Origin of the sequence: Lysobacter soli, from assembly GCF_003382285.1 — a bacterium.
GTDB classification, from domain to species: Bacteria; Pseudomonadota; Gammaproteobacteria; order Xanthomonadales; family Xanthomonadaceae; genus Lysobacter_J; species Lysobacter_J soli.
Window position 1 is genome coordinate 98,061 of sequence record NZ_QTJR01000003.1, and the last position, 26,327, is coordinate 124,387.

At 67.8% G+C, this 26,327-nt stretch carries 24 protein-coding genes; 16 read left to right on the forward strand and 8 right to left on the reverse strand.

The features are described from left to right. The first annotated feature begins 24 nt into the window (after positions 1-24). From DX912_RS18500 to DX912_RS06020, 8 genes are all read left to right on the forward strand, one after another. A complete protein-coding gene (locus DX912_RS18500) occupies positions 25-501 on the forward strand; it encodes a hypothetical protein (protein ID WP_220340766.1) in 477 nt (158 codons plus the stop codon). Positions 502-609: 108 nt separating this feature from the next. Then, the gene (locus DX912_RS05990) at positions 610-2,943 is read left to right on the forward strand and encodes an arylsulfatase (protein ID WP_115841582.1); all 2,334 of its coding nucleotides are present in this window, start codon (positions 610-612) and stop codon (positions 2,941-2,943) included. Positions 2,944-3,015: 72 nt separating this feature from the next. Continuing rightward, positions 3,016-3,840, forward strand: a complete 825-nt coding sequence (locus tag DX912_RS05995; RefSeq protein WP_115841583.1) for a bestrophin-like domain — start codon at positions 3,016-3,018, stop codon at positions 3,838-3,840. Between the two features lie 88 nt (positions 3,841-3,928). Continuing rightward, positions 3,929-4,870: an alpha/beta fold hydrolase gene (locus tag DX912_RS06000; RefSeq protein ID WP_115841810.1), complete on the forward strand. Its 942-nt coding sequence runs from the start codon at positions 3,929-3,931 to the stop codon at positions 4,868-4,870. 118 nt (positions 4,871-4,988) lie between these two features. Continuing rightward, on the forward strand, positions 4,989-7,007 hold the full coding sequence (pgaA, locus tag DX912_RS06005; RefSeq protein WP_115841584.1) for a poly-beta-1,6 N-acetyl-D-glucosamine export porin PgaA: 2,019 nt from the start codon (positions 4,989-4,991) through the stop codon (positions 7,005-7,007). Positions 7,008-7,009: 2 nt separating this feature from the next. After that, positions 7,010-8,761 carry a poly-beta-1,6-N-acetyl-D-glucosamine N-deacetylase PgaB gene (gene pgaB / locus DX912_RS06010; protein WP_115841585.1) on the forward strand — a complete coding sequence of 584 codons (1,752 nt, stop codon included), beginning with the start codon at positions 7,010-7,012 and terminating at the stop codon, positions 8,759-8,761. Continuing rightward, positions 8,758-10,014 (forward strand): poly-beta-1,6-N-acetyl-D-glucosamine synthase, encoded by a 1,257-nt coding sequence (gene pgaC, locus DX912_RS06015; protein WP_115841586.1) that lies wholly within the window; start codon positions 8,758-8,760, stop codon positions 10,012-10,014. Before pgaB ends, pgaC begins: the two co-directional genes overlap by 4 nt. After that, a complete protein-coding gene (locus DX912_RS06020; RefSeq protein WP_147298570.1) occupies positions 10,011-10,535 on the forward strand; it encodes a hypothetical protein in 525 nt (174 codons plus the stop codon). Before pgaC ends, DX912_RS06020 begins: the two co-directional genes overlap by 4 nt. 13 nt (positions 10,536-10,548) lie before the next feature. Here the strand turns inward: DX912_RS06020 and DX912_RS18575 are convergent, their stop codons facing one another. Further along, a complete protein-coding gene (locus DX912_RS18575; RefSeq protein ID WP_115841588.1) occupies positions 10,549-11,601 on the reverse strand; it encodes an alpha/beta fold hydrolase in 1,053 nt (350 codons plus the stop codon). Positions 11,602-11,759: 158 nt separating this feature from the next. On the opposite strand from DX912_RS18575, the gene mddA reads away from it, so the two are divergent. Beyond that, positions 11,760-12,530, forward strand: coding sequence for a methanethiol S-methyltransferase (mddA, locus tag DX912_RS06030; protein ID WP_115841589.1), 771 nt, complete (start codon positions 11,760-11,762; stop codon positions 12,528-12,530). Positions 12,531-12,589: 59 nt separating this feature from the next. Here mddA and DX912_RS06035 read toward each other — a convergent pair whose 3' ends face one another. The 3 genes from DX912_RS06035 to DX912_RS06045 are packed head-to-tail and all read right to left on the reverse strand — an operon-like array spanning position 12,590 to position 15,475. Beyond that, positions 12,590-13,657 (reverse strand): SDR family NAD(P)-dependent oxidoreductase, encoded by a 1,068-nt coding sequence (locus DX912_RS06035; protein ID WP_220340767.1) that lies wholly within the window; start codon positions 13,655-13,657, stop codon positions 12,590-12,592. Continuing rightward, complete coding sequence (locus DX912_RS06040; protein ID WP_115841591.1) at positions 13,588-14,919, reverse strand: epoxide hydrolase family protein; 1,332 nt, start codon at positions 14,917-14,919, stop codon at positions 13,588-13,590. The genes DX912_RS06035 and DX912_RS06040 overlap by 70 nt, the downstream gene beginning before the upstream one ends. 43 nt (positions 14,920-14,962) lie before the next feature. Continuing rightward, entirely contained in the window at positions 14,963-15,475 is a 513-nt protein-coding gene (locus DX912_RS06045) for a Dps family protein (protein WP_115841592.1), read from the reverse strand. Between the two features lie 193 nt (positions 15,476-15,668). On the opposite strand from DX912_RS06045, the gene DX912_RS06050 reads away from it, so the two are divergent. From DX912_RS06050 to DX912_RS06065, 4 genes are all read left to right on the forward strand, one after another. After that, positions 15,669-17,621, forward strand: coding sequence for a PAS domain-containing sensor histidine kinase (locus DX912_RS06050; RefSeq protein ID WP_220340768.1), 1,953 nt, complete (start codon positions 15,669-15,671; stop codon positions 17,619-17,621). After that, positions 17,618-18,274, forward strand: a complete 657-nt coding sequence (locus DX912_RS06055; RefSeq protein WP_115841593.1) for a response regulator transcription factor — start codon at positions 17,618-17,620, stop codon at positions 18,272-18,274. The genes DX912_RS06050 and DX912_RS06055 overlap by 4 nt, the downstream gene beginning before the upstream one ends. Positions 18,275-18,384: 110 nt before the next feature. Next, the gene (locus DX912_RS06060; RefSeq protein WP_115841594.1) at positions 18,385-18,774 is read left to right on the forward strand and encodes a response regulator transcription factor; all 390 of its coding nucleotides are present in this window, start codon (positions 18,385-18,387) and stop codon (positions 18,772-18,774) included. A gap of 67 nt (positions 18,775-18,841) precedes the next feature. Continuing rightward, positions 18,842-19,672 (forward strand): alpha/beta fold hydrolase, encoded by an 831-nt coding sequence (locus DX912_RS06065; RefSeq protein ID WP_115841595.1) that lies wholly within the window; start codon positions 18,842-18,844, stop codon positions 19,670-19,672. Between the two features lie 169 nt (positions 19,673-19,841). Here the strand turns inward: DX912_RS06065 and DX912_RS06070 are convergent, their stop codons facing one another. From DX912_RS06070 to DX912_RS06085, 4 genes are read right to left on the reverse strand one after another with little or no spacing between them, the layout of a single operon-like run. After that, on the reverse strand, positions 19,842-20,615 hold the full coding sequence (locus DX912_RS06070; protein WP_115841596.1) for an alpha/beta fold hydrolase: 774 nt from the start codon (positions 20,613-20,615) through the stop codon (positions 19,842-19,844). 27 nt (positions 20,616-20,642) lie between these two features. After that, positions 20,643-21,473 (reverse strand): oxidoreductase, encoded by an 831-nt coding sequence (locus tag DX912_RS06075; protein ID WP_115841597.1) that lies wholly within the window; start codon positions 21,471-21,473, stop codon positions 20,643-20,645. Between the two features lie 23 nt (positions 21,474-21,496). Next, positions 21,497-22,003: a cytochrome P460 family protein gene (locus DX912_RS06080; RefSeq protein ID WP_115841598.1), complete on the reverse strand. Its 507-nt coding sequence runs from the start codon at positions 22,001-22,003 to the stop codon at positions 21,497-21,499. 18 nt (positions 22,004-22,021) lie between these two features. Continuing rightward, a complete protein-coding gene (locus DX912_RS06085; RefSeq protein ID WP_181902728.1) occupies positions 22,022-23,077 on the reverse strand; it encodes an alpha/beta hydrolase in 1,056 nt (351 codons plus the stop codon). Between the two features lie 429 nt (positions 23,078-23,506). Here DX912_RS06085 and DX912_RS06090 point away from each other — a divergent pair, with 429 nt between their 5' ends. From DX912_RS06090 to DX912_RS06100, 3 genes are all read left to right on the forward strand, one after another. Then, positions 23,507-24,247: an SDR family NAD(P)-dependent oxidoreductase gene (locus tag DX912_RS06090; RefSeq protein WP_115841599.1), complete on the forward strand. Its 741-nt coding sequence runs from the start codon at positions 23,507-23,509 to the stop codon at positions 24,245-24,247. Positions 24,248-24,408: 161 nt separating this feature from the next. Beyond that, complete coding sequence (locus DX912_RS06095) at positions 24,409-25,590, forward strand: low temperature requirement protein A (protein ID WP_115841600.1); 1,182 nt, start codon at positions 24,409-24,411, stop codon at positions 25,588-25,590. Positions 25,591-25,716: 126 nt separating this feature from the next. Further along, positions 25,717-26,241: a carboxymuconolactone decarboxylase family protein gene (locus DX912_RS06100; protein WP_233433501.1), complete on the forward strand. Its 525-nt coding sequence runs from the start codon at positions 25,717-25,719 to the stop codon at positions 26,239-26,241. Positions 26,242-26,327: the final 86 nt, after the last annotated feature.

Sequence of the window (26,327 nt, forward strand, 5' to 3'; positions counted from 1 at the left end):
GCATCGTGGCAAGGGCCTGACCCCGTGAATCCCGCGATCCGGCAGTGGACCCGCCATGCCGCGATAGGCTTCGGCGTCGTGGCGCTGTGCTTCGGCACGTATGCGCTGTTCACCGAACCGGGCGTGTGGAAGCGCTTCTGGCTCGACATCGTCGAGCGGCCTTCGGGACCGATGTCCTTCCGGTTCCTGCTGCAACCGATCATGGCGATCATCGCCGCCTGGAAGGACGGCAAAAAGGACGCGGAGACGGGCCGCTCGCCGTATTTCTGGACCGTGATGACAGATCCGGTCCGCCGTCGCGCGCGCCTGCTCGAAGGGCTGGACGCGACGGGCAAGATCCTCGCGATGGGCCTCGTGATGGACCTCGCCTACCAGGCCTTCGTGCTGAAGCATTTCTATCCGTGGGAGGCGATCGTCGTCGCGCTCCTGCTCGCCTTCGTTCCGTATCTGCTGCTGCGCGGCGGCTTCGCCCGCCTGCTCGCCCGACGCAAGTCCCACTGACGAAAGCAGCACGAAGCGCACGAACGACTGGAATCCTGACACGCACGCCGCACGACACCTTCCGTCACGGGCGCCACGCGTGCCCACCCCAGCCAGGAGGCTAAGCGCATGGCCAGCAAGCCGTTCAAGGGCGTCATCAAGCTCGACGTCCGCGATTCCAAACCCGACTGGACGCCATACACATTGGCGAAGGCACCCAAGGGCGCGCCGAACATCCTCATCGTGCTCTACGACGACACGGGCCAGGCGGCATGGGAGCCCTACGGCGGTCGCATCAACATGCCGACGTTGCAGAAGCTTGCCGACAACGGCCTGACGTACACGCAATGGCACACGACGGCGTTGTGCTCGCCGACGCGTTCGACCTTTCTCACCGGCCGCAACCACCACCTCAACGCCATGGCGTGCATCACTGAAGGCGCGCAGGGGTATCCCGGATGGAGCGGTCGCCTGCCGGCCGAATGCGCGACCATCGGGCAGGTGCTGCAGGAAAACGGCTTTAGCACGTTCTGGCTCGGCAAGGACCACAACGTGCCCGAGCAGGACATCGCGACCGGCGCGAGCCGTTCGGAATGGCCCGTGCAGAAGGGCTTCGATCGCTTCTACGGGTTCCTCGGCGGCGAGACCAACCAGTGGTATCCGGACCTGGCCGAGGACAACAAATTCATCGACCAGCCGTATTCGCCCGACGAGGGCTATCACCTCTCGCGCGACCTGGTCGACCAGGCGCTGCAGATGATCCGCGACCAGAAGGCGAGCAACCCGTCCAAACCGTGGTTCATGTGGCTCTGCCCCGGTGCGAACCATGCGCCGCACCACGCGCCGAAGGAATACATCGACAAGTACAAGGGCAAGTTCGACGACGGCTACGAGGCTTATCGCGAGTGGGTGATGGCGCGGATGATCGAGAAAGGCATGTTGCCCGAGGGCACGAAGCTCACGCCGATCAATCCCCTGCCCGACGACGTCGCCAATCCGGCCGACGCGGTGCGCCCGTGGGACACGCTCAACGACGACGAGAAGCGGCTGTTCGCGCGCATGGCGGAGGTGTACGCCGGTTTCTCCGAATACACCGACGTGCAGGTCGGCCGCCTCATCGACTATCTGGAAGAAAGCGGCCAGCTCGACAACACGCTGGTGTTCTACTGCGCCGACAACGGCGCCTCGGGCGAAGGCAGCCCCAGCGGCTCGGTCAACGAGAACAAGTTCTTCAACAACTTCCCGGACGAACTGTCCGAGAACCTGAAGTACCTCGACGTCCTTGGCGGGCAGGAAACCTACAACCACTACCCGACCGGCTGGGCGGTCGCATTCTCCACCCCGTACCAGATGTTCAAGCGCTACTCCGAGTACGCCGGCGGCACCGCATGCCCGATGGTCATCCACTGGCCCAAGGGCATCAACGCCAAGGGTGAAGTGCGCAACCAGTACCACCACTCCGTCGACATCGTGCCGACGATCCTCGAGGCGTGCGGCCTGGAAATGCCGAAAACGTATCGCGGCGTCGAGCAGTACCCGCTGTCGGGCGTCTCAATGAAGTACACCTTCGACGCGAAGCCCGATGCGCCGACGCAGAAGAAGCGCCAGTATTATTCGATGCTCGGCACGCGCGGCATCTGGGAGAACGGCTGGAAAGCCGCCACCCTGCACGCGCCGCTCACCGGCAAGGGCCATTTCGACCAGGACCAGTGGGAGCTGTACCACGTCGACGAGGATCGCTCCGAATCGACGAACCTGGCCTCGCAACATCCCGACAAGCTGGACGCACTGATCAAGGCGTGGTTCGACGAAGCCGAGATCAACAAGGTCCTGCCGCTCGACGACCGCAGCGCCGCCGAAGTGTTGGGCGTCGAACGTCCGACGGAGGAAGAGCCGCGCGAGCGCTACATCTACTACCCCGGCACCTCGCCCGTCCCGGAAGGCGTCGCGGTCAACGTGCGCGGCCGCTCGTACAAGATCCTGGCAGACATCGAGGTCAAGGACAGCCAGTGCTCCGGCGTGATCTTCGCGCATGGTTCGCGCTTCGGCGGGCACAGCCTGTTCGTGAAGGACGGCAAGCTGCATTACGTCTACAACTTCCTCGGCATCAAGCCGGAGCAGAAGTTCGTGTCGAAGACGGTGCTGAAACCCGGCAAGTACACGGTCGGCATGGAGTTCACGCGCGAGAAGGCCGGTGAACACGGCGAATCGCTCGGCAGGACGAAGCTGTACGTGAACGACCAGGTGGAAGCCGAAGGCGACATGCGCACGCAGCTGGGCAAATTCACGCTGTCCGGCGACGGCCTGTGCATCGGGCGCGACAGCGGCGATGCGGTGAGCGAGGACTACACCTCGCCCGGCGAGTTCACGGGTGGCGAGATCAAGTTCGTCGGCGTGACGGTCGAGAAGTCGCAGTACCTCGATCTGGAGAAGCTCGCGGCGGCGGCGTTCGCCGTCGACTGAGTCGCACGTTGGCGCCGGCGGCGCGGCAGGTGGCCGCGCCGTCGATGTTCGTGGACTTCCGGGGAGGATCGCATGGAGTCGTTTTCGTCTTCGTTTCCGTATGCACCGCTGTGGGTGCTTGCGCTGGTCTTCTTCGCCAGCCTGATCCTGGCGCGGGAGCTCGGCGCGTTCGTGCGGGCGCGCCAGGGCCCGAGGGAAGCCGGCGAGTCCGAAGCATTCGCCATGACGTCGGTGCTGGGGCTGCTCGCGTTGCTGATCGGCTTCACGTTCTCCATCGCGCTCTCGCGTTACGAGGCGCGCAGGGAGCTGGTGGTGAAGGAAGCCAACGCGATCGGCACCACGTGGTTGCGCATGCAGATGCTGGACGACGTCGACCGCGCGCGCATGGAAGCGCAACTGCGGCGTTACGTCGATGCGCGGGTCGCGTTCGGGCAGGCCGAGACGGACGCCGAGGAACTGGCCCAGTACAGGCGTACTGAAGCGCTGCAGACGGAACTGTGGACCGCGCTGATGTCGGTCATCGCGCCGTTCCGCGATTCGCCGCGCGCCTCGCTGCTGGTGAGCACCACGAATGAGTCCATCGACCTGGCGGCCGAGCGCTTCGCCACGCGCCAGGCCCATATTCCCAAACGCATCCTGCGCCTGCTCTGGCTGTTCGCGCTGCTCGCCGCGGCGATGGTCGGCTACGAGCGGGCGGCACATCGCAAATCGACGACGGTGCTCCTGATCCTGTTCACGCTGGCCGCCACGCTGGTGGTCGATCTCGACCGCCCCTCGACGGGAAAGATCAACGTGCCGCAGCAACCGATGCTCGACCTGCGCGACTCGCTCGGGCCACCTTCGCCGGCGGCGCGCATCCCACGCGTGTCGCCTGCCGGCTCGACGACACAGGAATGACCGCGCGGCCCGCGCCGTTACGTTGGAAACAGATGGCCTTGCGGTGATCGCATCACCGCCGACACCCTCACCTCTCGTGGAGATCGCCATGCACCGCTCGCCGTCCACCGTCCGTGCGTTGTTCGCCGTGGTCCTGCTTTCGTCGCTGGCGCTCGTCGAAGCCGCCGCCGATGTACGCCCCTACCCGTCCAGCTTCCGCGAACGCGAGATGGCCGTCACCGACGGCACGCAGCACGTCCGCATCGGGGGCAAAGGTCCGGCGGTGGTGCTGTTGCACGGCTTCGGCGACACCGGCGACATGTGGGAGCCGCTTGCGTCGGTACTGGTGAAGGACCACACCGTGATCGTGCCCGACCTTCGCGGCATGGGGCTGTCGTCGCATCCTGAAACCGGCTACGAGAAGGCCGCGCAGGCGCGCGATCTCGCCGCGATGCTCGACCAGCTCAAGGTGAAGAAGGTGCAGCTGGTGACGCACGACATCGGCAACATGGTCGGCTATGCGCTGGCCACGCGCTACCCGGACCGCGTGACGTCCTGGGTCGTCATGGACGCGCCGCTGCCGGGCATGGGCACGTGGGAAGCGCAACTGGTGAACCCGCGCGTGTGGCATTTCAACTTCCGCGGGCCCGACGTGGAGCGTCTGGTCGCGGGACGCGAGCGCATCCTGCTGGACCGGTTCTACAACGACCTGGGCGGCGATCCTTCGCGCATCGACGAAGCCACGCGCCAGCACTACGCGGAACTCTATGCACGCCCAGGCGCGATCCACAACGCGTTCGGCGGGCAGTTCGAGGCGTTCTCGCGCGATGCAGAAGAGAACAAGGCGACCTTCGCGAAGGCCGGCAAGCTCACCATTCCGGTGCTGGCGATCGGCGGCGACAAGTCCTACGGCGCCAACATGAAGACCGAACTGGAGTACGTCGCGACGAACGTCGACGGCGCCGTCATCGAGAACTCCGGCCACTGGATCATGGAAGAACAACCGCAGCAGGCGCTGGACGTGATCCTGCCGTTCCTGGCCAGCCACTGAGCTACCGCCCCAGCGTCCGGGTGTGGCGTCCGGACGCTGTGCCCCACTCGGGTTCATTTCACGCCCGCATAACGCCGCTCGGCGCTTCTGGGCCGAGGAACCAAGGTCGGTCCCGCGAATGGACGCTGCAGTTCGACTGGCGTTGTCGTTGCTGCTGTCGGCCATCGCCATGGCCGGCGTTCGTGCGGCCGAACGGGATGCATCGCCGTCGTTCGATGCGCGCATGCAGCAGGGACGCGTCCTGCTTCGCGCCGGCGATCGCCACGCTGCATTGCGCGAGTTCTCGCTCGCACTCCAGGAGCGTCCCGGCGATCGTGATGCGCGCCGCGCCGTGGCCGACGTGTTGATGGAACTGGGCGCGCCGCAGGCCGCGGCGCGTGTACTCGGACCGGACGCCGACATCGGCGTGCGCAGCCGCATGGCCGCCGAAGCCGTGCGATGGGGCGCGCAGGTGTCGCTCGATCCGACGCGTCGCTTCGAGACAACCGATGCCGCGATCGCGACACTGGACGCACTGCTCGTCGAAGCGCGCGCGATGCCGGTGCGTGACGTTGGCCTCGAACGACGGCTTCAGGGCGACCTCGTCGTCGCGTTGCGCGATCGCGAGCGCTGGGCCGATGCGCTGGCGATGGCCGAAGCGCTGCAGATGGGCGGCCCGCTGCCGCCCTACGTGCGGCAGGCGCAGGCCGAGGCGCTGCTCGCGCTGCGTCGGCCGGAAGACGCACTTGTCGCATATCGCGATGTGCTCGCACAGGACGCGACGAACCGCGAGGCACGCATCGGGCTGTTCTATGCGCAAATCGAGTCGGAGGATTTCGGTGGAGCGTTCGCGACGATCGATGCGCTCGCGGCGAAGTCGACGCCGACCCGCCGATCCGGCATCTCGCAGCGCCCGAAACCCGATCCCGACTGGCTCGACACGCAGATCCTGTGGTCGCAATCGCGCCGCTACGGCGACATGCCCTACGAAGCATGGCGCGTGCTCCATCCCATCGCGCAACAGGCGCCGGCCCCGCCGCATCTGCGGCTGGAACAGGGCGAAATCGCGAGCGCGCGCGGCTGGCCGCGCCTCGCGCACGACGAGATCCGCATCGCGCAGAGCCTCGCACCGGACGACGCCACCATCGGCATCGCGCTGGCGGAGGCGCAATTCAACCGGCGTCAGTGGAGGGCGGCCGAAGCGCGGGTGCAGTCACTCGCGGCGATCCAACCCGAAAACACGCGACTGCAACGCCTGCAGGACGAAATCGACGCCTACCACGGCGCGCAGCTGTCGGTGTCGATCCAGCCGCGTCGCGCGGATGGCGGTGGGTCGAACGCGCCGGGCAGCGGACTGACCGCATCCGCACGCGCCTACACGCCACCGCTGGGCGAGCGCTGGCGACTGCTCGCCGCGGCGGAACGGGAAGTCGACGAACCGGACGACGACCGGCTCACGCGCAACCGTTACGGCGCCGGCATCGAAGGGCGATGGCCCGACGTGACGTTCGAACTGGTCGCGTGGTCGAACCACGGCCTGCTGTCGCACGGCGGCGCCGACGCCAGCGTCGAATGGCAACCTGGCGATCACTGGACCTTCGGCGCCGGTTACGAGGCGTTTTCATCGGCCACGCCGCTGCGCGCCGTCGAAGCCGGGATTCGCGCCGATGCCGCCAGGGTCAGTGCGACGCATGCATGGAGCGAATCGGCCGTGGCGTCGCTGTCGGCGAGCACGCTGGATTTCACGGACGGCAACCGCCGCTGGGAAGGTACGCTCGATTTCGCCAGTGTCGTCGTCGATCGCCCCGGGCTGGAACTGGTGCTGCGCCCGGCGGTGTACGCGTCGAAGAACTCGCTGCGCGACGCGCCGTATTTCAATCCCGAGCGCGACCGTTCGGTGTCGCTCACGGCCGACCTGCGCCATCGCCTGTGGCGCCGGTACGAACGCAGCCTGGGGCAACGGCTCATCGCGACGATCGGCGATTACTGGCAATCCGGTTACGGGCACGATGCCGTCGGCAGCATCGAGTACGGACAGGTCTACCGGCACGATCCGCGCACCGAATGGCAGTACGGCGTGGCGTGCGGCTGGCAGGCCTACGACGGCGACATGGAGCGCTCGGTGAGCCTCTACGTGCGCCTGGACCATAGGTTCTGACGATGAAGCGCTTCGGCTACTGCATCGCATCTCTGCTCGTCTTCGTCGCGATGATCGCGGGCAGCGCGCTGCATGCGGCCAAACCCCGCAACGGCGACGGAACCGCGTTCGTGGCCATCGCGCTCCACGACGTGGTGGACACGCCCGCCCAGCTTGACGAAGACAGCATCACGAGCGACCGCTTCGTCGCGTTGCTGGAATGGCTCACCGGCAACGGCTGGACGGCGGTGTCGCTGGACGATATCGATCGCGCGCGACGCGGCATCGCGCCGTTGCCGCCCAAGGCGGTGCTCATTACCGTCGATGACGGGCTCGCCAGCGCCTACACGCGCGTGTATCCGCTGGCGCTGGCATACCGCGTGCCCGTCGTCGTGGCGCTGGTCGGCGCGTGGATGGACGTTCCTGCGGACGGCACGGTTCGCTACGGCGAACGCACCCTGCCCCGTTCGGCATTCATCAGCTGGAGACAGGCGCGCGAAATGCAGGCATCGGGCTGGGTGGAATTCGCCTCGCACAGCGATGCGCTGCACACCGTGGTGCGCGCCAATCCGCAAGGCAACCTCCTGCCGGCCGGGCAGAACCGCATTTTCTCCGACGGCGCTTACGAGGGCGACGACGCGTTCCGCGCACGCATCCGCGCCGACCTGTTGCGCTCGCGGGAGCGGATGCGCGTGGAACTGCGTCGCGAGCCGCGCGCGCTCGTGTGGCCGTACGGTCGCTACAACGAGGAAACGCTTGCGATCGCGAAGGAGATCGGCTTCGCCTTCGCCATGACGCTGGAACCCGGGCCGGCCGACGCAACGCGGCCGTTCGCGATCGAACGTTTCCTCCCCACGGGCGACCCGGACCTGTCGACGTGGGTGTCGAACCTGCGGCTGCGCGACCCGTGGCCCTCTGCGCGCCGCGTCGTCGCGATCGATCCCGCGCAGCTGGTCGGCGGCGACGCCACGGAGACCGATGCCCGACTCGGTCGCGCGATCGAGCGCCTCGTCGCGCTCGGCGCCACGCACGCGATGCTCGACGCGGGTACGGTGTCGGCGGACGGGCGGCTGGACTCCACATGGTTCCCCAATGCCCAGCTGCCAGTGCGCGCCGACGTCTTGGGGCGATTCGCGGCGCAGATGCGTGCGCGCGCCGGCGTGGACGTCATCGTCCGCCTGCCGCATGCGGCCGTGCTGCGCCGCGTTGGCGATCCGCAGCGTGCAGTCGCGCTGTATCGCGACCTCGCCGTCCACGTGCCATTCGAGGGCCTGGTGCTGGAAGACGTGCCTTCGCTGGACAACGCGACCGCACGGGCGGACGAGTCTCCATGGGACGTCGCACGGCGGCGCGAGGCCGAACGCTTCACCGGCTGGCCGGACGCCGATGCGACGGCGATGCGTGCCTTCCTCGCGGCAGAACGCATGCGACCGGGCCTGCAGGCGTACTGGCTGGCGCCGGAGGGTCACGGTTTCGATCGTCCTTCGTCGCTCGCCGAAGTGACGCTGGTTCCGCGAACGCCCGACGCAACCACTGACGATGCCGCACCGCCTCCCGCATTCGCGCGACGGGTCGGTCTTTTCCTGCGCATGCCAGACGCGTCGTCGCGCTCGACGCACGACCTCGCGCTATCGGCACGTACGTTCCAGATCAACGGCGGCACCGTGATCGCGTGGGGCCCTGACGATGCGCTTGCAACGCCCGCGGACGCGCAGGCAATCGCGCCATTCGTATCCGCGCGGCGCTTCCCACCCGTGCAGGATCGCGTGCCATGAACGAATTCACGCTCGAACTCGTGCTCGCAGCGCTCTGTTTCGGCTATCCCTACGTGATGGCGTGGTACTGGATCGTCGGCGGCGTGATGTTCCAGGTGCTGCGCGAACGACGCGAGCCGCCGTTCGACCAGCCGCCGACGCTTGCGGACTATCCGCCCGTGTCGGTGCTGGTGCCCTGCTACAACGAGTCGCGCCAGGTGGACGAAACCATTGCGGCGCTGGCCCGCTTGGCCTATCCCGACTTCGAGATCGTCGCCATCGACGACGGCTCCAGCGACGACACCGCCGAACGGCTTGTCCGGCTCGCGGCGCGGTATCCGCGCCTGCGCGTGGTGCGCATGGCGAACAACGGAGGAAAGGCGACGGCGATGAACTTCGGCGCGCTGGCCGCGCGGCATGAACTCGTCGCCTGCATCGACGGCGACACGCTGATGGACCCGCATGCGCTGACGTGGTTCGTGCGACGGTTCCAGAACGATCCACTCATCGGTGGCCTCACCGGCAATCCGCGCATCCGCAACCGCACCAGCGTGATCGGGCGCCTGCAGGTGGGCGAGTTCTCCAGCATCGTGGGCCTGATCAAACGCGCGCAGAGCGTGTACGGAACGCTGTTCACCGCATCGGGTGCGATCTGCGCGTTCCGCAAGCGGGCGCTGCACGATGTCGGCGGCTGGTCGCCGCACACGATCACCGACGACGTGGACATCAGCTGGCGGTTGCAGATGTCGGGATGGCGGATGGCGTTCGAGCCCAAGGCGATGGCGTGGATCCTCACGCCGGAAACCGTGCGCGGACTGTGGCATCAGCGGCTGCGGTGGAGCGAGGGCGGCACCGACGTCGCGCTGCGCGCGATTCCCGCTCTGTTCCGCAGGCGCGGCCTGCGCATGTGGCCGATCTGGCTGAACTGGTTCGTGTCGATGCTCTGGGCGTATTCGATGCTCGCCATGCTGGTGATCTGGTGGATGGGCGGACTGCGGCTGGGCCACTTCCTGACGCTGGAAGGATTCGGCTTCTTCCCGGGACAGGCCGGGATGGTGCTGGCGTTCCATTACCTTCTGCAGGCGATGGTCGCGGCGAGCCTGGATCGCGGTTACGAGCACGGGATCATGCGCACGCTGTTCTGGGTGGTGTGGTACCCGATCGTCTTCTGGCTGCTGCAGGCGACGACGGCCGTGGTCGGCCTGCCCCGCGCGATCTTCCGGCGAGGTCCGCGCGGGCGTTGGATCAGTCCCGACCGGGGATTCCGCGAATGAGATGGCCTCCCCTCATCGATTCCGGCCACCTGCCGCGGTGGGTCGTGGTCCGCGATACGGCGGCGACGCTGTTCGCGTGGGGCGTACTGCTCTACGTGATCCGCGACCTGCCATGGATGGCCGCGTACTACGCACTGCGCGTGCTCGGCGTCGACGTGCCTCCGCCATGGCCGCCGGGCGAGATGGTGCGCGATACGCTGCCCTTCCTGAAGGTGGTCGCCCTGCTCGTGTTGTGGCTGGTCACGTTTGCCGTCGCGCGTTGGCATGCGTTGACCAATCGCGAGAACGCGGCGAGCCAGCCCGAAGCACTCGAACCGGCGCAGCAGGCCGAGGCGTTCGGCGTCACCGTCGATGTGCTCCGCCGCCTGCAGGCCGCGTCGTCGTGCACGGTGCACGGAGTCGATCCGCAATCGGGGCGAGGCGGGCCGAACGTGTACGTGACCGAAGAATCCGTTGCGCGTAGCGCCAGCGTGCGTGCGGACCGGGATACCACCGCATCGGACGGAAATCCCACACCGTGAACGTCCGCCGGCCCTAACGGTCGAGCACCCCGCCGTCGCGCAGCAACGCCATCGCCTGCGTGCGCGACCGCACACCGAGTTTCCCGAAGATGCGTGTCAACGTGTTTCGCACCGTCTTGTCGCTGATGAACAGCGACGCGGCGATCTCGGCATTGGTGCAACCGGCGACCAGGCGCTGGACGATCATGCGCTCCCGCTCGGTCAGTGCGGCAAGTCGGTCTGTCGGTTCGCCTCCGAGGAATTGCAGCGTCTCCTCGCGAAAACGCGTCCACGCGGATTCGCTTTCCAGCAGGACGTGGTTGCGCGACTCCAGTTCGACGAAGCGCGCACCGGGAATGCTCGCCGCGAGCAGCCGGCCTTCCTCCAGCGGCACCACGCCGTCCTGGCGGCTGTGCAGCACCAGCGTCGGCACCGTCACCTGCGGCAGCAGATCGATCACGTTGATGTGCGCGCGGGCCTCCAGCAGCGCGCCCGCGGCCTCGGCGGTGGTCGTGGTGCGCGCGAGTTCGTTGAACCACTGCACCTGCGCGTCGGTGGCGTCGGGAATGAAGCGCGCGGTGAACACCTGCCGGAACACGGGGTTCTGGTCGTTCCAGCCGCCACGCGCGATGTCGACGATGGCCCGGTACATGCGCGCGGCTTCCGGGTTGTCGCGCTCGTACGCGCCACGCGCGTAGCCGCCGTACAGCAGCAGCTTCGAAACGCGGCGCGGGTATTTCACTGCATACGCGAGGCAGGCTGCCGCGCCCTGCGAAATACCCATCAAGGCGAACGGTTCGTCGAGGCCGGCCGCATCGACCACGCTCTCCAGATCGCCCAGCCAGTTGGGCAGCGACAGGCCGCGTGGATCGCCGCCGGTCATGCCGCAGCCGCGCTCGTCATAGCGGATGAAATGGAAGTGGCTGCCGAAGAAACGCGTCCAGTGCTGCCAGATCGGGCTTTCGAGGTCGTACTCGAGGTGGCTGAGCCAGTTGGCGGCCTTCACCAGCGTGACGCCCGACCCCATCGACGACCACGCGATGCGCGTGCCCTCGGGGCTGGTGAGGTAACGGATCGACTGCTTCATGGTCGAAAGCCTTCGTCGTGCCCGCCGCCAGTCTAGTCGGGACAAACCTCACCCGGTAGCGCCCGCGCCGGGCAAACGGCGGGACGTCCGTCCCCTATGGCCGCGCCGCGCGCAGGAGGATGCTGCGGGCACTTTCCCCCGGGGCTTTCGAGGCTGTCATGAAGCGACGGTTGATCCTGCTCTACGGCGTGGCGTGCTACGCGGTGTTCTTCGCGACGTTCCTGTACGCGATCGGCTTCGTCGGCGGTTTCGGGGTGCCGAAGTCCATGGACTCGCCCCGCGACACGAGCCTGCCTGTCGCGCTGGCGATAAACCTGGGCCTGCTCGCACTTTTCGCGCTTCAGCACAGCGTGATGGCGCGGCCGGCGTTCAAGCGCGCATGGACGCGCGTGATTCCCGAATCCGCCGAACGCAGCACCTACACGTTGCTGTCGAGCGTCGCGCTGATCGTGCTGTTCTGGCTGTGGCGTCCGCTCGGCGGCATCGTGTGGCACGTCGAGAACGAGGTCGGCCGCGTCCTGCTGTACGCCGCCTTCGCGTTCGGCTGGGCGCTGGTGCTGGTGTCGACGTTCCTGATCAATCATTTCGACCTGTTCGGCCTGCGCCAGGTCTGGCTGCAGTTCCGCGGCCGCCCGTATCGTCCGCTGCCTTTCAAGACGCCCGGCCCGTACCGGATCGTGCGCCACCCGCTGTATGTCGGCTGGTTCTTCGCGTTCTGGGCGACGCCGACGATGACGGTGACGCACCTGGTGTTCGCACTGATGACGACGGCCTACATCCTCATCGCCATCCGCCTGGAGGAACGCGACCTGCTCGATGCGCTGCCGGAGTACGCGCAATACCGCCGCGATGTGCCGATGCTGGTGCCGCGCACCTCGCGTGCTTCGCGCGGCGTCGCGACGCGCCATGCCGGCACGCCGGCGCAGTGACCGTAGCGGGCCGACCCTGTGCGGAGCTCCGCCATCGGGACTTCACGACGCGAGCGGCGTCAAAGCACCGCCCTGGCGCTTCCGGGATAGTCCGTGCTCAATGCCATCGCTTCGCCGGCGTCCACTTCGGCCTGTAGCAGCGCGAGCTTCGCCTGGATGCGCCGCTGGGCGTCGCTGCCGAGCACCACCCAGTGCCTGCCGGGGTGTGAGGCGACGACCTCGTAGATCGCCTCCGCCGCACGTGCGGGGTCGCCGGGGAACATGTCAGGGGTCAGCGTTCCCATGAGATCGCGGAAGGCGCCGGACGTGGCCGCGTACACGGCGATGGATTCGCCCGAGAACTTCGTGCGCTGTTCGATGCCCGTACGGAACGAACCGGGTTCGACGAGGAACGCGCGCAGCCCTAGCGGTTCGAGTTCCTGCCACAACGCTTCGGTCAACCCTTCCAGCGCGAACTTGCTTGATGAGTAATAGCCGTTCGCCGGCAGGCTCGACAGTCCATCCATCGACGACATGTTGACGATCGTGCCTTTTCCCCGAGCGCGCATGCCCGGCAAGACGAGGCGGATCATCTCCACCGGGCCGAAGAAGTTGACCTCGAACTGCGCGCGGTAGTCGTCCTCGCGCTGCTCCTCGATGGCGCCAAGGAAGTCGATGCCGGCATTGTTGACGAGTACGTCGATGCGACCGAAATGTGCCAGCGCCTGGTCGACGGCTGCGGCGCGTTGCGCGCGATCGGTCACGTCCATCGCGACGGCAAGCGCGCGCACCGGAAACGCGGAGACCAGATCGCGGAGGCGATCGACGCCGCGCGCCGCCAGCACGGCGCGGTCTCCACGCGCCAGGACGGTCTCCGCGAGGGCGCGGCCAAGGCCGCTCGAGGCACCGGTGATGAACCAGATGCGCGCATCGCTTCGCCCGCTTTCCTCAACGGGCACAGCGGCTTCAGCGACGTGATCGGGTTGCCGGCGCATGGGGTCTCTCCGACGGGTTGATGACGCAGTGACATCGCTCAGGGCGCAAGAAAACCGGCGCCCACGGAAGCGGCGAGTTTCGATCAGAGCGAAGCCCGCAACGGCCGGAATGCCGCACGCAGCTCGCTGGCGAACAGCCGGGGCTGTTCCCATGCGGCGAAGTGCCCGCCCCTGTCCACTTCGTTGAAGTAGTACAGCGTCCGATAGGCCTGCGTCGCCCAGGTGCGCGGCGCGCGGTAGATCTCGCCGGGGAACACCGTGATGGCGACCGGGATGCGGATGTCGCCGGTCTTCTGCGCCAGGGCGCTGAAGTTGTTGTTGTGGTTCTCCCAGTAGAAGCGCGCCGCCGAGACCGCGGTGCCCGTCAACCAGTAGAGGCTGATGTCGTCGAGCATCTCGTCGCGCGTCAGCACGCGCTCGGGAACGCCATCGCTGTCGGTCCACTGGACGAACTTGTCGTACATCCAGCCCGCGAGACCGGCCGGCGAATCGTTCAGCGCGTAGCCCACGGTCTGCGGCCGCGTGACCATCATCGCGCCGTACGCTGCGTTCTTCGAAAAGAACGCATTCAGCGCTTCGAAGGCGGCCTGCTCCGATGCACTCAATCCGGCCGGCGCGGGATCGCCGGCGTTGATCGCGTGGATCACGTCCTGCGGCACCGTGGCCGGCATGTTGAGATGGATGCCGAGCAGTCCCGATGGCGCCTGTCGCGCCATCGTGTCGGAGATGACCGATCCATGGTCGCCGCCCTGCGACACGTAGCGCGCGTACCCCAGCCGCTTCATGAGCACGTCCCATGCACGGCCGATGCGATCCGGGCCCCACCCCGCTTCGCGCGGGCGCTCGGAGAATCCATAGCCGGGGATGGACGGAATCACGACGTGGAATGCGTCCGCTGCCTTCCCGCCGTGCGCGGTGGGATCGGTCAGCGGGCCGATGGTCTTCAGGAATTCCAGTACCGAACCGGGCCAACCGTGCGTGAGGATCAGCGGCATCGCGTCCTCATGCCGGGAACGCACGTGGATGAAGTGGACGTCGAGTCCGTCCAGCTTCGTCATGAACTGCGGCAATGCGTTGAGCCTGCCTTCCGCCTCGCGCCAGTCGTAACCGGTAGCCCAGTAGGACACCAGCGCCTGCAGTCGCGCCAGCTGAAGCCCCTGCGATTCGTCGCCGACGGTTTCGCGATCCGGCCAACGCGTCGCTGCCGCCCGCCGGCGCATGTCCAGCACGTCGGATTCGGGAACGTGGATGCGGAAGGGCCGGATCGCCGCGTCGCCGGCGGTTGCCGCCAGCGCAGCGCCCGGCAGCAGGCTCCACGCGCCGGCCGCGGCAAGGGTCCGGGCCGCGTTGCCGAGGAAGCGGCGCCGTTCGCAGTCTAGGGGCTCGTGGCCCGCGAAATGCTCGATGGAGGTCATGGGAGGTTCCGTTCGATTCGTGGAGATGCGCGCCGCTGCATGCTCAACGCGGAGCGCGCGTGGTCTCGAACAGGTACCAGCTGCGGTTCTCGGCCTCGTCGATCCAGGTCTCGAGCAGGCTCGTCGTCGCGACGTCGCCATACGGTTCGCACACCGCATGCGTGGAGCGCAGGAAGGACGCGAGCCGGCGGTTGTCGTCGGCAAGTTCGGCCAGCATGTCCTGCGGAGTGACGTACTCCGCGTCGTTGTCGAGCAAACGCTGCAGGCGGTGGACATGCCCGATCGAACGCAGCGTCGTACCGCCGACCTTGCGTGCACGCTCGGCGATGGCGTCGGTCGTGGCGAAGATCTCGCCGGCCTGCTCGTCCAGCATCAGGTGGTAGTCGCGGAAATGCGGCCCGGACATGTGCCAGTGGAAGTTCTTGGTCTTCATGTACAGCGCCAGCATGTCGGCCAGCAGCGTGGTGAGTGCGGCAGCGATGTCGAGTCCAGCCTGGGCGCGCAGGTCGGTGCGGGTGTGCAGCGGTGCGGACTGCCGCGTCTTGACGGGAAGCATGTTCACGGTCGATCTCCTTCCTGGATGGGCCGCGAGGGCCGATGACCGCAGACTAGGCAGGCACGAGCGGGCCGTGTATCGGACGATCGTGTCGCCGCCTCATACTTTGGTTTGCATCGGCGCGATGCAGGGGCGGCGCGACGCCGCGGCGATGCTACTGTTCACCGCGCCGAGCACCGCACCGGAGCCGCCCGTGGCCGCCCTTCCCCGCCTGCAGCCCCATCCGCCCACCGCGCGTGCCGCCGTGCGCGTCCGGACGCGCGAACGCGTCAGTCCGTGGCTGCTGCGCACGTCGGCGGCCGCGCTCATGCTGGGCATCTTCCTGCTCGACACGCTCACGACGCTGGAAGGTGCAGTCGCCGTGCTTTACGTCGTCGCGGTGCTGCTGGTGGCCGGCACGCATCGCCGTGGCGACATCGCGATGGCTGCGGCTGGCTCCGTGCTGCTGACGATCATCGCCTACGCGCAATCGCACGGCATGGAGCACGTGGGCTCGCAGACCGTGCGCGCGTTCGTGAGCCTGTCGGCCATCGGCATCGCGGCCCTGCTGGCTCTGCAGAACCAGAGCGCGGTGCGCACGCTGTCGGCGCAGGCGACGTTGCTGGACGTCTCGCACGACATGATCTTCGTGCGCGACATCGCCGGAACGATCACCTTCTGGAACGCGACCGCCGAAAGCGTCTACGGATTCCCCTCGGTGCAGGCGCTGGGCCGCCGTGCGGACGAACTGCTCGGCACGCGCTATCCCGATCGCCGCGAGAACGTCGAGGCGCAACTGCTTGCCACCGGCCGCTGGGAAGGCGTGCTCGAACAGGTCACGCGCCATGGAAACACGCTCGTGCTCGACAGCCGCTGGGTGCTGCAGCGCGACGACAAGGGGCGTCCTGTCGGCGTGCTCGAAACGCACACCGACATCACCGAACGCAAGGCCGCATACGCGGCCCTGGTGCGCAGCGAGCAGCGCTTCCGCCGCATGTTCGACGAGAGCCGCATCGGCGTGCTGCAGCAGGACTGGAGCGCGGTGCGCGCCGAACTTGAGGCGCGCGGCCTGCGCGATGCCGATGCGCTGGCGCACCACATCGCCGGGCATCCCGAGTTCGTCGGCCATGCCCGGCGGCTGGCGCGCATCGAGGAGGTGAACCCCGCCTTCGCGATGATGTTCGCCGACAGCGAGTCGATGACGGCACCGGCGTCCGTGCAGGACATCATCGGCGATGCCGACCGCACCTTCGCCGCCGCCTTGCTGGCCTTCGCGCGTGGCGATGCGTTCCACGAGGGCGAAACCGAGATCGTCCGCCGAGGTGGCGACCGGGTGCCCGTGCTGTTCACCATCACCTTCCCCTCCGCCGGGGACGCCGATGCGAGCGTGCTGGTGTTCGTGGTCGACAACACCGAACGCCAGCGCGCGCAGGACGCGTTGCTGCTCGCGCAGACCGAACTGGCGCATGCCTCGCGCGTGTCGACGCTGGGCGAGCTGACGGCGTCGATCGCGCACGAGGTCAACCAGCCGCTGATGAGCGTGGTCACCTACGGCGAGGCCGGCATGCGCTGGCTGCGCCGCGACCCGCCGGACCTGCACGAAGTGGACACCGCGATCTCGCGGATCGTGTCCGAAGGCCGCCGCGCGGGCGAGATCGTGCAGCGCATCCGCGCGTTCCTCGGCAAGGCAACGGCCGGGCACGAAACGCTCGACATCGGCCACGTCATCGAGGAAGCGACGCGGCTGGTCCAGCACGAACTGGCGCGTGGCGCCGTGGACCTGCATCTCGAACTCGAACCGCACCTGCCGGCGGTCCGCGGCGACCGGGTCCAGCTGCAGCAGGTGCTGGTGAACCTCATGGTCAACGCAAGCCAGGCGATGACGGGACAGGCGAATCGCCGGCGGCTGTCGGTGGTCGCGGCGGCAACGGTCGACGGCCGCATCGACATCGCCGTCGCCGACACCGGCCCGGGCATTGCGGCCGAACACCTGGAGCGCCTGTTCGATCCCTTCTTCACCACGCGCCCGGAAGGCATGGGCATGGGGCTGGCGATCTGCCGCACCATCGTCGAATCGCACGGCGGCCGGCTCGGCGTCGAAAGCACGCCCGGCGACGGCGCGACGTTCCGGCTTTCGCTCTCCACCGCGACGGAGACTCCCGTATGAACACGTCCCTGGATCCGCCGGCGAATCCGCGCGGTGCCGCGCCCGTTGCCCCGCTGGTCGTCATCGTCGACGACGAAGCTGCAGTGCGCGACGCGCTGGACAGCCTGTTCCGCTCCATCGGCCTGCGTACGCTGCTGTTCGCCTCGCCCGCCGAACTCCTGCAGGCGAGCGTGCCCGACACGCTAGGCTGCCTGATCCTCGACGTGCGGCTGCCGGGCATCAGCGGCCTGGACCTGCAGGAACAACTGGCGCGCCACGGCATCGCGCTGCCCATCGTGTTCATGACCGGACATGGCGACATTCCGATGTCGGTGCGCGCGATGAAGGCCGGCGCGGTGGACTTCCTCCCCAAGCCTTTCCGCGACCAGGACATGCTAGACGCGGTGGCCGGCGCGATCGAACGCGACGCGCAGCGACGCGCGGACAATGCGGCGCTGGACGAGGTGCGCACGCGCTACGCGACGCTGACGCCGCGCGAGCGCGAGGTGATGGCGCACGTCGCTTCGGGCCTGATGAACAAGCAGGTCGCCGGCCTGCTCGAACTGAGCGAGATCACGGTGAAGATCCATCGCGGCAACGTCATGCGGAAGATGGGCGTGCGCACGCTGGCCGACCTGGTGCGCCAGGCCGAAGCGCTGGCGCTGGGCGCATGACGCGCGGACGGACATACGTCCGTATGATTCCGCGCCACGACGTGCAGGCGTAACGTTCGCATGCCGCCACCCGATGCGCGTTTCTGCGCACGGCGGCACGAAGGGCCTTGATGAAGCACGCATCCATGATCGCGATCCTCGACGACGACGAAGGCGTCAGGACGTCGCTCTCCAGCCTCGTGCGATCGCTCGGCCACGACGTCTGCACGTATGCGTCGGCGGCGGCGTTCCTCGCCGATGCCGATGCAGGCGATCCCGACTGCCTCATCACCGACGTGCAGATGCCGGGCATGAGCGGCGCGCAGTTGCTGGAAGCACTGGCCATGGCGGGACGGCGGTTTCCGGTGATCGTCATGACCGCGTTCCCGTCCGACGCCACGCGCCAACGCGTGCTCGCCGCGGGTGCCCTCGCCTACCTGATCAAGCCGGTCGACGGCCCCACCGTGGCGCGCTGCATCGACGCGGCGCTGGCCCGGGGCGAACGCCACGACCATACGTAGGTAGGATTCCGCCGCGCTGGTGCGCGCCGTAGTTTCCCCGTGTGTCCACCCCACGGAGAAACCCGCAATGAGCTTCATCACCACCGACGACGGCACCCGCATCTTCTACAAGGACTGGGGCCCGAAGAACGCGCAGCCCATCGTCTTCCATCACGGCTGGCCGCTGTCGAGCGACGACTGGGACGCGCAGATGCTGTTCTTCCTCGCGCAGGGTTATCGCGTGATCGCCCACGACCGCCGCGGCCATGGGCGTTCGAGCCAGGTCAGCGACGGCCACGACATGGATCATTACGCCGCCGATGCCGCGGCGGTCGCGGAGCACCTGGACTTGCGCAACGCCGTGCACGTCGGCCATTCCACCGGCGGCGGCGAAGTCGCGCGCTACGTTGCCCGCCACGGCGCAGGCCGCGTCGCGAAGGCGGTGCTCATCGGCGCCGTCCCGCCGATCATGCTGAAGACCGACGCGAATCCGGGCGGCCTTCCGATCGAGGTGTTCGACGGCATCCGCGCCGCGGTCGCCGCCAATCGCGCGCAGTTCTTCCGCGATTTCCCGTCCGGCCCGTTCTACGGCTTCAACCGCGACGGCGCGAAGGTCGACGCGGGCGTGATCGACAACTGGTGGCGCCAGGGGATGTCCGGCAGCGCAAAGGCGCATTACGAGGGCATCAAGGCGTTCTCCGAAACCGACTTCACGCAGGACCTGCAGGCGATGGACGTGCCGACGCTGGTGCTGCACGGCGACGACGACCAGGTCGTGCCGATCGCCGATTCGGCGCTGCTGACCATCAAGCTGCTCAGGCACGGCACGCTGAAGGTGTATCCGGGCTACCCGCACGGCATGTGCACCACGCACGCGGACGTGATCAACGCGGACCTGCTGGCGTTCATCCGCGGCTGATTGCAGCGGCGTCGCATCGCTGGGTCGGAGGCGGCAACCGCGCTGGTTGCCGCCTTCTCGTGCCAAACGCGGGACGCAGCGCATGCCTGCACGAGTCGAGCGGTTCGTGGAATGAAAAAAAGCCCCGGGCACAAGGCCCGGGGCAACGTGGGAAGCGAAGCGTGGGGGGTTACTTCGCTTCCGCAGCGCGCTCGATCTGCCGTGCCACGACATCCGGGTGCGACACCATCACCACGTGCGAGGCGCCGGCGACGACCTCGGTCTTTTGCGACTTCGCCCGTTCGGCCATGAACGCCAGGGCTTTCGGCGGGATGTTCAGGTCCTTGTCGCCGTAGACGAACCACGACGGAATGCCCGTCCACGTCGGGCTGCCGGATTTCTCGTTGAGCGCGGCCTCGGTGATGGGCCGCTGCGTGGCGGCCATCAGCGCGGCATCGGCCTTCGGCACGTCCGCCGCGAACTGCTGGTGGAACTTGTCCTGCCGGATGTACAGGTCATTGCCGCCCGACGCCAGCTTGACGGGCGGCGCGATGGCCGGACCGAGCGTGCTGCCAGGGAATTTCCCCGACAGTCCGGCGGCGGTCTCGCCCGCATCGGGAGCGAACGCGGCGACATAGACGAGCGCCTTCACGTTCGACTTGTCGCGCGCGGCCTCGGTGATGACGCTGCCGCCGTAGGAATGCCCGACCAGCACGACCGGCCCGGCGAGACTGGTCACGACGTCGCCGACGTACGCGCCGTCGCTGGCAACGCCACGCAGCGGGTTGGCCACGGCGACGACCGGATAGCCATCCTTTTCGAGGATGCGGATCACGCCGTTCCAGCTGGATGCATCGGCGAAGGCGCCATGCACCAGCACGACGGTCGGTTTGGCGGCCTGCGCCGATGCGTCCGTGGCGAACGCGGCGGCGCCGAGCGCCATCGCAAGCAGCAGGTGTTTCATGTTCGTCTCCTTTCGTGGGGTGAGGGGTCAGGCGGGAAAGTCGGTGGATACGCTGAGCTCGCGCCACCGGGCCAGTTCGTCCAGGCGTGCATGTTCGACGCGTTCGATGACCGAAACCGCATCGCTGCCCAGCGCCAGCCGCAACGGCGGTGCGTCCATTGCCGCGACCTGGAGGATTGCGCGCGCCGCACGCGCGGGATCGCCCGGCTGCCGGCCGTCGTACTCGCGCTGCATGCGCGCCGCCTTGCCGACGACGGCGTCGTACTCGGCGCGCCCTTCGGCCAGCGACGTCGATGCGCCGGCGAAGTCCGTGCGGAAGCCGCCCGGCTCGATGATGGTCACGCGCACGCCGATCAGCGCCATCTCCTGCGCGAGCACTTCAGAAAACCCCTCGACGCCCCATTTCGCGGCCGAGTAAGGCGCGCGCCCCGGCGCACCGACGCGACCGCCGACGGACGAGAACTGGATGAAGTGACCGCTGCGTTGCTCGCGCATGAGCGCTATCGCGGCCTTGGTCATGATGATCGTGCCGAACAGGTTGGTTTCGATCTGGCGGCGGAAGTCGTCTAGCGGGGTGTCCTCGACGGAGTTCACGTTGCCATAGCCGGCGTTGTTCACCAGCACGTCGAGGCCGCCGAATGCTGCGACGGCCTCCCGGACGGCGGCGTCGGCCGCGACGGGATCGGTGACATCCAGCGCCACCGCGCGCACGGCCTCGCCATAACGCGCGACCACGTCGTTCAGCTGCGACGGATCGCGCGCGGTCGCGACCACGCGATGTCCGGCTTCCAGCGCCGCCTCCACGAGTGCGCGGCCCAGGCCGCGGGAACTGCCGGTGATCAGCCATCGTTGCGTCATGTCGTCTCTCCTGGTGGTCGCGCTCACGGTGCGAGCCGCGTGAACACGTAGTCGCGACCCTGCACGCGCGCCTGGTGGCAGGCGAAACAGGTTCGATGCTGCGCTTCGTCGGTCGGCACGCCGGCGACGAAGCGGCCAAAACCCCATCCCCCGCTTGCGGCGTACCGCTTCGAATCCTTCACCATGACCTGCACGGTCGTGGCCGCGCCGGGAATCGTCGCCGATGCGAAATCCGGCGACTGCACTTCCTTCCAGGCGAGCTTCACCAGCACGCTGCCATCGGGAAACGGCAGTGAGCCCTGGCGATACGCGCGCACGGCGATGTCGTTGCCGAGCACCACGCGCAGTTCATCGAACCGCGCGGCTTCGCGCGCAGGTGCGACGAGCTCCCATCCGCGGTAACCGTCAGGCACGGTGACGCCGTAGATCGGCGACGCGGGCCTGGCGGCCCTCGCATCATCGGCGGCGGTGATCGCGATCAGGCCGAGCACCACCAGCGCGATGGGAAGTACGACCCATCTGGTCTTCATGGTCGTCGTCCCCGCGGGTCAGAGGCGGTCCGCGTCGACGATCGCCTGGGCGAACGCGTGCGGATCTTCCTGCGGCAGGTTGTGGCCGATGCCGCCGGTGATCAGGCGGTGCTCGTACTTCCCTGTGAAACGTTTGGCGTAGGCTTCCGGCGGCGGATGCGGCGCGCCATTGGCATCGCCTTCCATGGTGATGGTGGGCACGCCGATCGACGGGCTCTGCGCGAGGCGGCCTTCGAGCGCGTCGTACCGCGATTCGCCCTGCGCGAGGCCAAGTCGCCAGCGGTAGTTGTGGATCACGATGTCGACGTGGTCGTCATTGGCGAACGAGGCCGCGCTGCGGTCGAACGTGGCATCGTCGAAGTTCCACTTCGGCGAGGCGAGCTTCCAGATGAGCCTGGCGAAGTCGTGGCGGTTCCTGTCGTAGCCGGCGCGACCGCGTTCGGTGGCGAAGTAGAACTGGTACCACCACTGCAGCTCCGCTTCCGGCGGCAATGGCGCCTGCCCGGCGGCCTGGCTGCCGATGAGATAACCGCTGACGGCGACCAGGGCCTTCACGCGTTCGGGCCAGAGCGCGGCGACGATGTCGGCCGAACGCGCGCCCCAGTCGAAACCGCCCAGCACCGCGGTGCGGATGCGCAGTGCGTCCATGAACTGCACGACGTCCTCGGCCAGCGCCGAGGGCTGTCCGTTGCGCAGCGTGTCGCCGGAGACGAAGCGCGTGCCGCCATATCCGCGCAGGAACGGCACCAGCACGCGATAACCCAGCTTCGCCAGCATCGGCGTCACTTCCACATAGCTGTGGATGTCGTACGGCCAGCCGTGCAGCAGGATCACCACGGGGCCATTGGCGGGACCGGCTTCGGCGTACTCGATGTCGAGCAGCCCGGCACGGACCGTCTTCAGCGGTGCGAACGCGGTTGCCTGCACGCGTCGTGCGAGCGGCGTTGCCGGCGACGACGGCGCGGCATGCGCGCTGCGTACCAGCCCGAGCGGTGCGGCCGCGACGCCCAGCGCCGCGGTGGCGAGCATCTTGCGGCGGAGCGGATCAAACGGTGCGGCGGCGAGCTTGTCCATGGTGATCTCCGTGTCGTGGGATGCGCGAACATCGGACACGACGCGTCAGGGCGTCCCGTCCGGCGTGGCGCCGTCAGCGCTGGTGTGTGAACAGCTTCACTGGCCCGTGTATCCCGCATGTGTCCGGGCAGGCCGCCCTTCGTATCGAAATGTTCGAAGGGCCGATCGCCGGTCGATGCGCGACTCCAGCGGTCATCGCCATCTAAGCAGCCGCGCGCCGGTGACGCGATAACACGTTGGTATGGACCCATACGCATGTATGCCGTCGCGATTCGTGCGTACGCCTGATATGTATCCCGATGTAGCGACGCGACGTCGGGATGCAGTGGCTGACAATCGCGCCCCGCTTCGACATGGGCCGGATACATGCGGGCCCTCCAATGCGTGCACCCGGCGGATCGTCCGCCGGCCCACCCTGAGGATCCAGACATGACTGACCTGCCATCCCCGCCGCTCAAAGCGGCCGTCGTTTTCGGCGGTTCGCGCGGTATCGGCGCCGCCATCGCCCGCCGCCTTGCCCATGAGGGATATGCAGTCGCCCTCACCTACGCCTCGCGTGCCGACAAGGCCGACGAGGTCGTCCAGTCCATCCAGGCCGACGGAGGCATGGCCATCGCGTTGCAGGCAGACAGTACCGACGCGGGCGCGATCGCCGCCGCCGTTTCGGATGCCGCCGCGCGCTTCGGACGGCTCCATGTTGCCGTGGTCAACGCCGGCATCTACGAAGGCAGTCCGCTGGAGCAGTTTCCGCTGGACATGCTGGACCGGATGCTCGCCATCAACGTACGGGGCGTGTTCCTCGCCGTGCAGGCTGCGGCTTCGCGGATGGCCGACGGCGGCAGCATCATCACCATTGGCAGCAATACAGCCGCACGCAGCGGTGTGGTCGGAAGCAGCGTCTACGCGATGTCCAAGGCCGCCGTGGCGACACTGGTCCGCGAACTGGCGCTGGATCTGGCCCCGCGCCAGATCACCATCAACAACATCCAGCCAGGGCCTGTCGAAACCGACATCACGACGGGTTTCCTCGATTACCTGATCGAACGAAACCCGCTCAAACGCGTCGGTCGTCCCGAGGAGGTCGCGGCCCTCGCCGCCTTCCTTTCGAGTGCCGACGCGCGGTACATGACCGGTGCGAGCCTGACCGTGGACGGCGGCTATTCGATCTAGGCCGAACGGGCCCAGCGCGTCCGACGCGCCCGGCGCGAGGCCGCATCGGCGATTCCGGGAGGGACCGGCACCACGCCGCTGGTCGTCCGACGGCGTGGGTGCCGGTCCTGTGCGACCCTTGCGGCACCCCAAGCCGACACGCCGACGCCAAGCGAGCCCGCATGACGCCCGCCTCTCCCCTCCTTCGCCAGCGCGGCACCGCCGAGGGCAACCGCGTCGCGATGGTCGAGCTGTTCTTCGACCTGGTGTTCGTGTTCGCGGTGACGCAGCTCTCGCACACGCTGCTCGAACACCTCACCGTGCAGGGCGCGCTGCAGACGCTGCTGCTGTTCCTGGCCGTGTGGTGGCTGTGGATCTTCACCTCATGGGTCACCAACTGGCTCGATCCCGATCGCACGCCGGTGCGGGTGATGCTGTTCGTGCTGATGCTCGGCGGGCTCTTGCTGTCATCTTCGATCCCGCAGGCGTTCGGCGAGCGCGGGCTGATGTTCGGCGTGGTGTTCGCGGCGATGCAGGTGGGGCGAACGGCCTTCGTGGCGATTGCGATGCGCAACCACCATCGCGTGTTGCACGAGAACTTCGTGCGCATCGCATTGTGGCTGGCGCTGTCGGGAACGCTGTGGGTCGCCGGCGGCCTGAACGAAGGCGCCACGCGCGTGGCGTTGTGGACGGCCGCCGTCGCCATCGAATACTGCGCGCCCGCGCTGTACTTCTACGTGCCGGGCATGGGGCGATCGAGCACCATCGACTGGGATGTCGACGGCCATCACCTGGCCGAACGCTGCGCGCTTTTCGTGATCATCGCGCTGGGCGAATCGATCCTGGTCACCGGCGCGACGTTCGCCGCGGAGGCTTGGACCACACCGACCATCGCCGCGTTCATCGTGGCCTTCCTCGGCAGCGTGGCGATGTGGTGGATCTACTTCGACACCGGTGCCGAACGCGCCAGCCAGCGCATAGAACATTCCGACGATCCGGGCCGCCAGGCGCGGCTGGCCTACACCTACCTGCACCTGCTGATCATCGCCGGCATCGTGGTCTGCGCCGTGGCGGACGAACTGGCGCTGGCGCATCCGGATCACTTCGAAGGCGACGGCCGCGCCGCAATCGCGGCGATGATCGGCGGGCCGATGCTCTACCTGCTCGGCGTCGCGCTGTTCAAGTGGGTCTGCAACGAACGCCGCGGGCCGCCGCTGTCGCACTGCGCGGGCATCGTGATGCTCGCGGTGCTGGCACCGATCGGGCTGGCGCATCTGCTCTCGCCGCTCGCGTTGGCGACGGCGACGACGCTGGTGCTGATGATTGTCGCAATGTGGGAGACCCTCGCGCTGCGCCGAAGGTGAGCATGCGCGCCACATGAATGCGGCGCGACGTGGTGATGGGCCGTGCTGTGACAGGTTCGCCGGAAAAAACGGCGCAACGATGCGTCATGCCACAGGTAGTGCACCGGCGAACCGAAGCACGCGAGCATGCGCTCCCGCGCCGGAAACCGTGCGCATGGCATCGACCACATCGAGGAACTCGACATGACCCAACGCCTGGACTACACGCAGATCTCGCCGAAAGGCGTCAAGGCGCTCGGCGGCGTCTACGGCCACGTGATGCAGAGCGCGCTGCCCGCCGACCTGGTGGACCTGGTGTACCTGCGTATCTCGCAGATCAACAATTGCGCCTACTGCCTGGACCTGCACACGCGCGATCTCGTCGGTCGCGGCGTGGCGATCGAAAAGCTCGCGCTCGTGCAGGCGTGGCGCGAAGCCGGCGCGCTATTCAGCGAACGCGAACGCGCCGCGCTGGCGTGGGCCGAAAGCGTCACGCGCGTCGCGCAGACTGGCGTGCCCGATGACGACTACCAAGCTGCGCTGGCGGTATTCGGCGAGAAGGACGTCGTCGACCTGACCATCGCCATCGGGCTGATGAACACGTACAACCGCCTGGCGATCAGCTTCCGCAGGACGCCGCAGGCGGTGGCAGGCGTACACGGCGATACATGAACAGGCCGGCGGCGACATATCGTCGATACGTGGCAGGCGCCCAATGCGATGGCGGACGCGATGCAGCACCAGCGGACCGCGCTCCA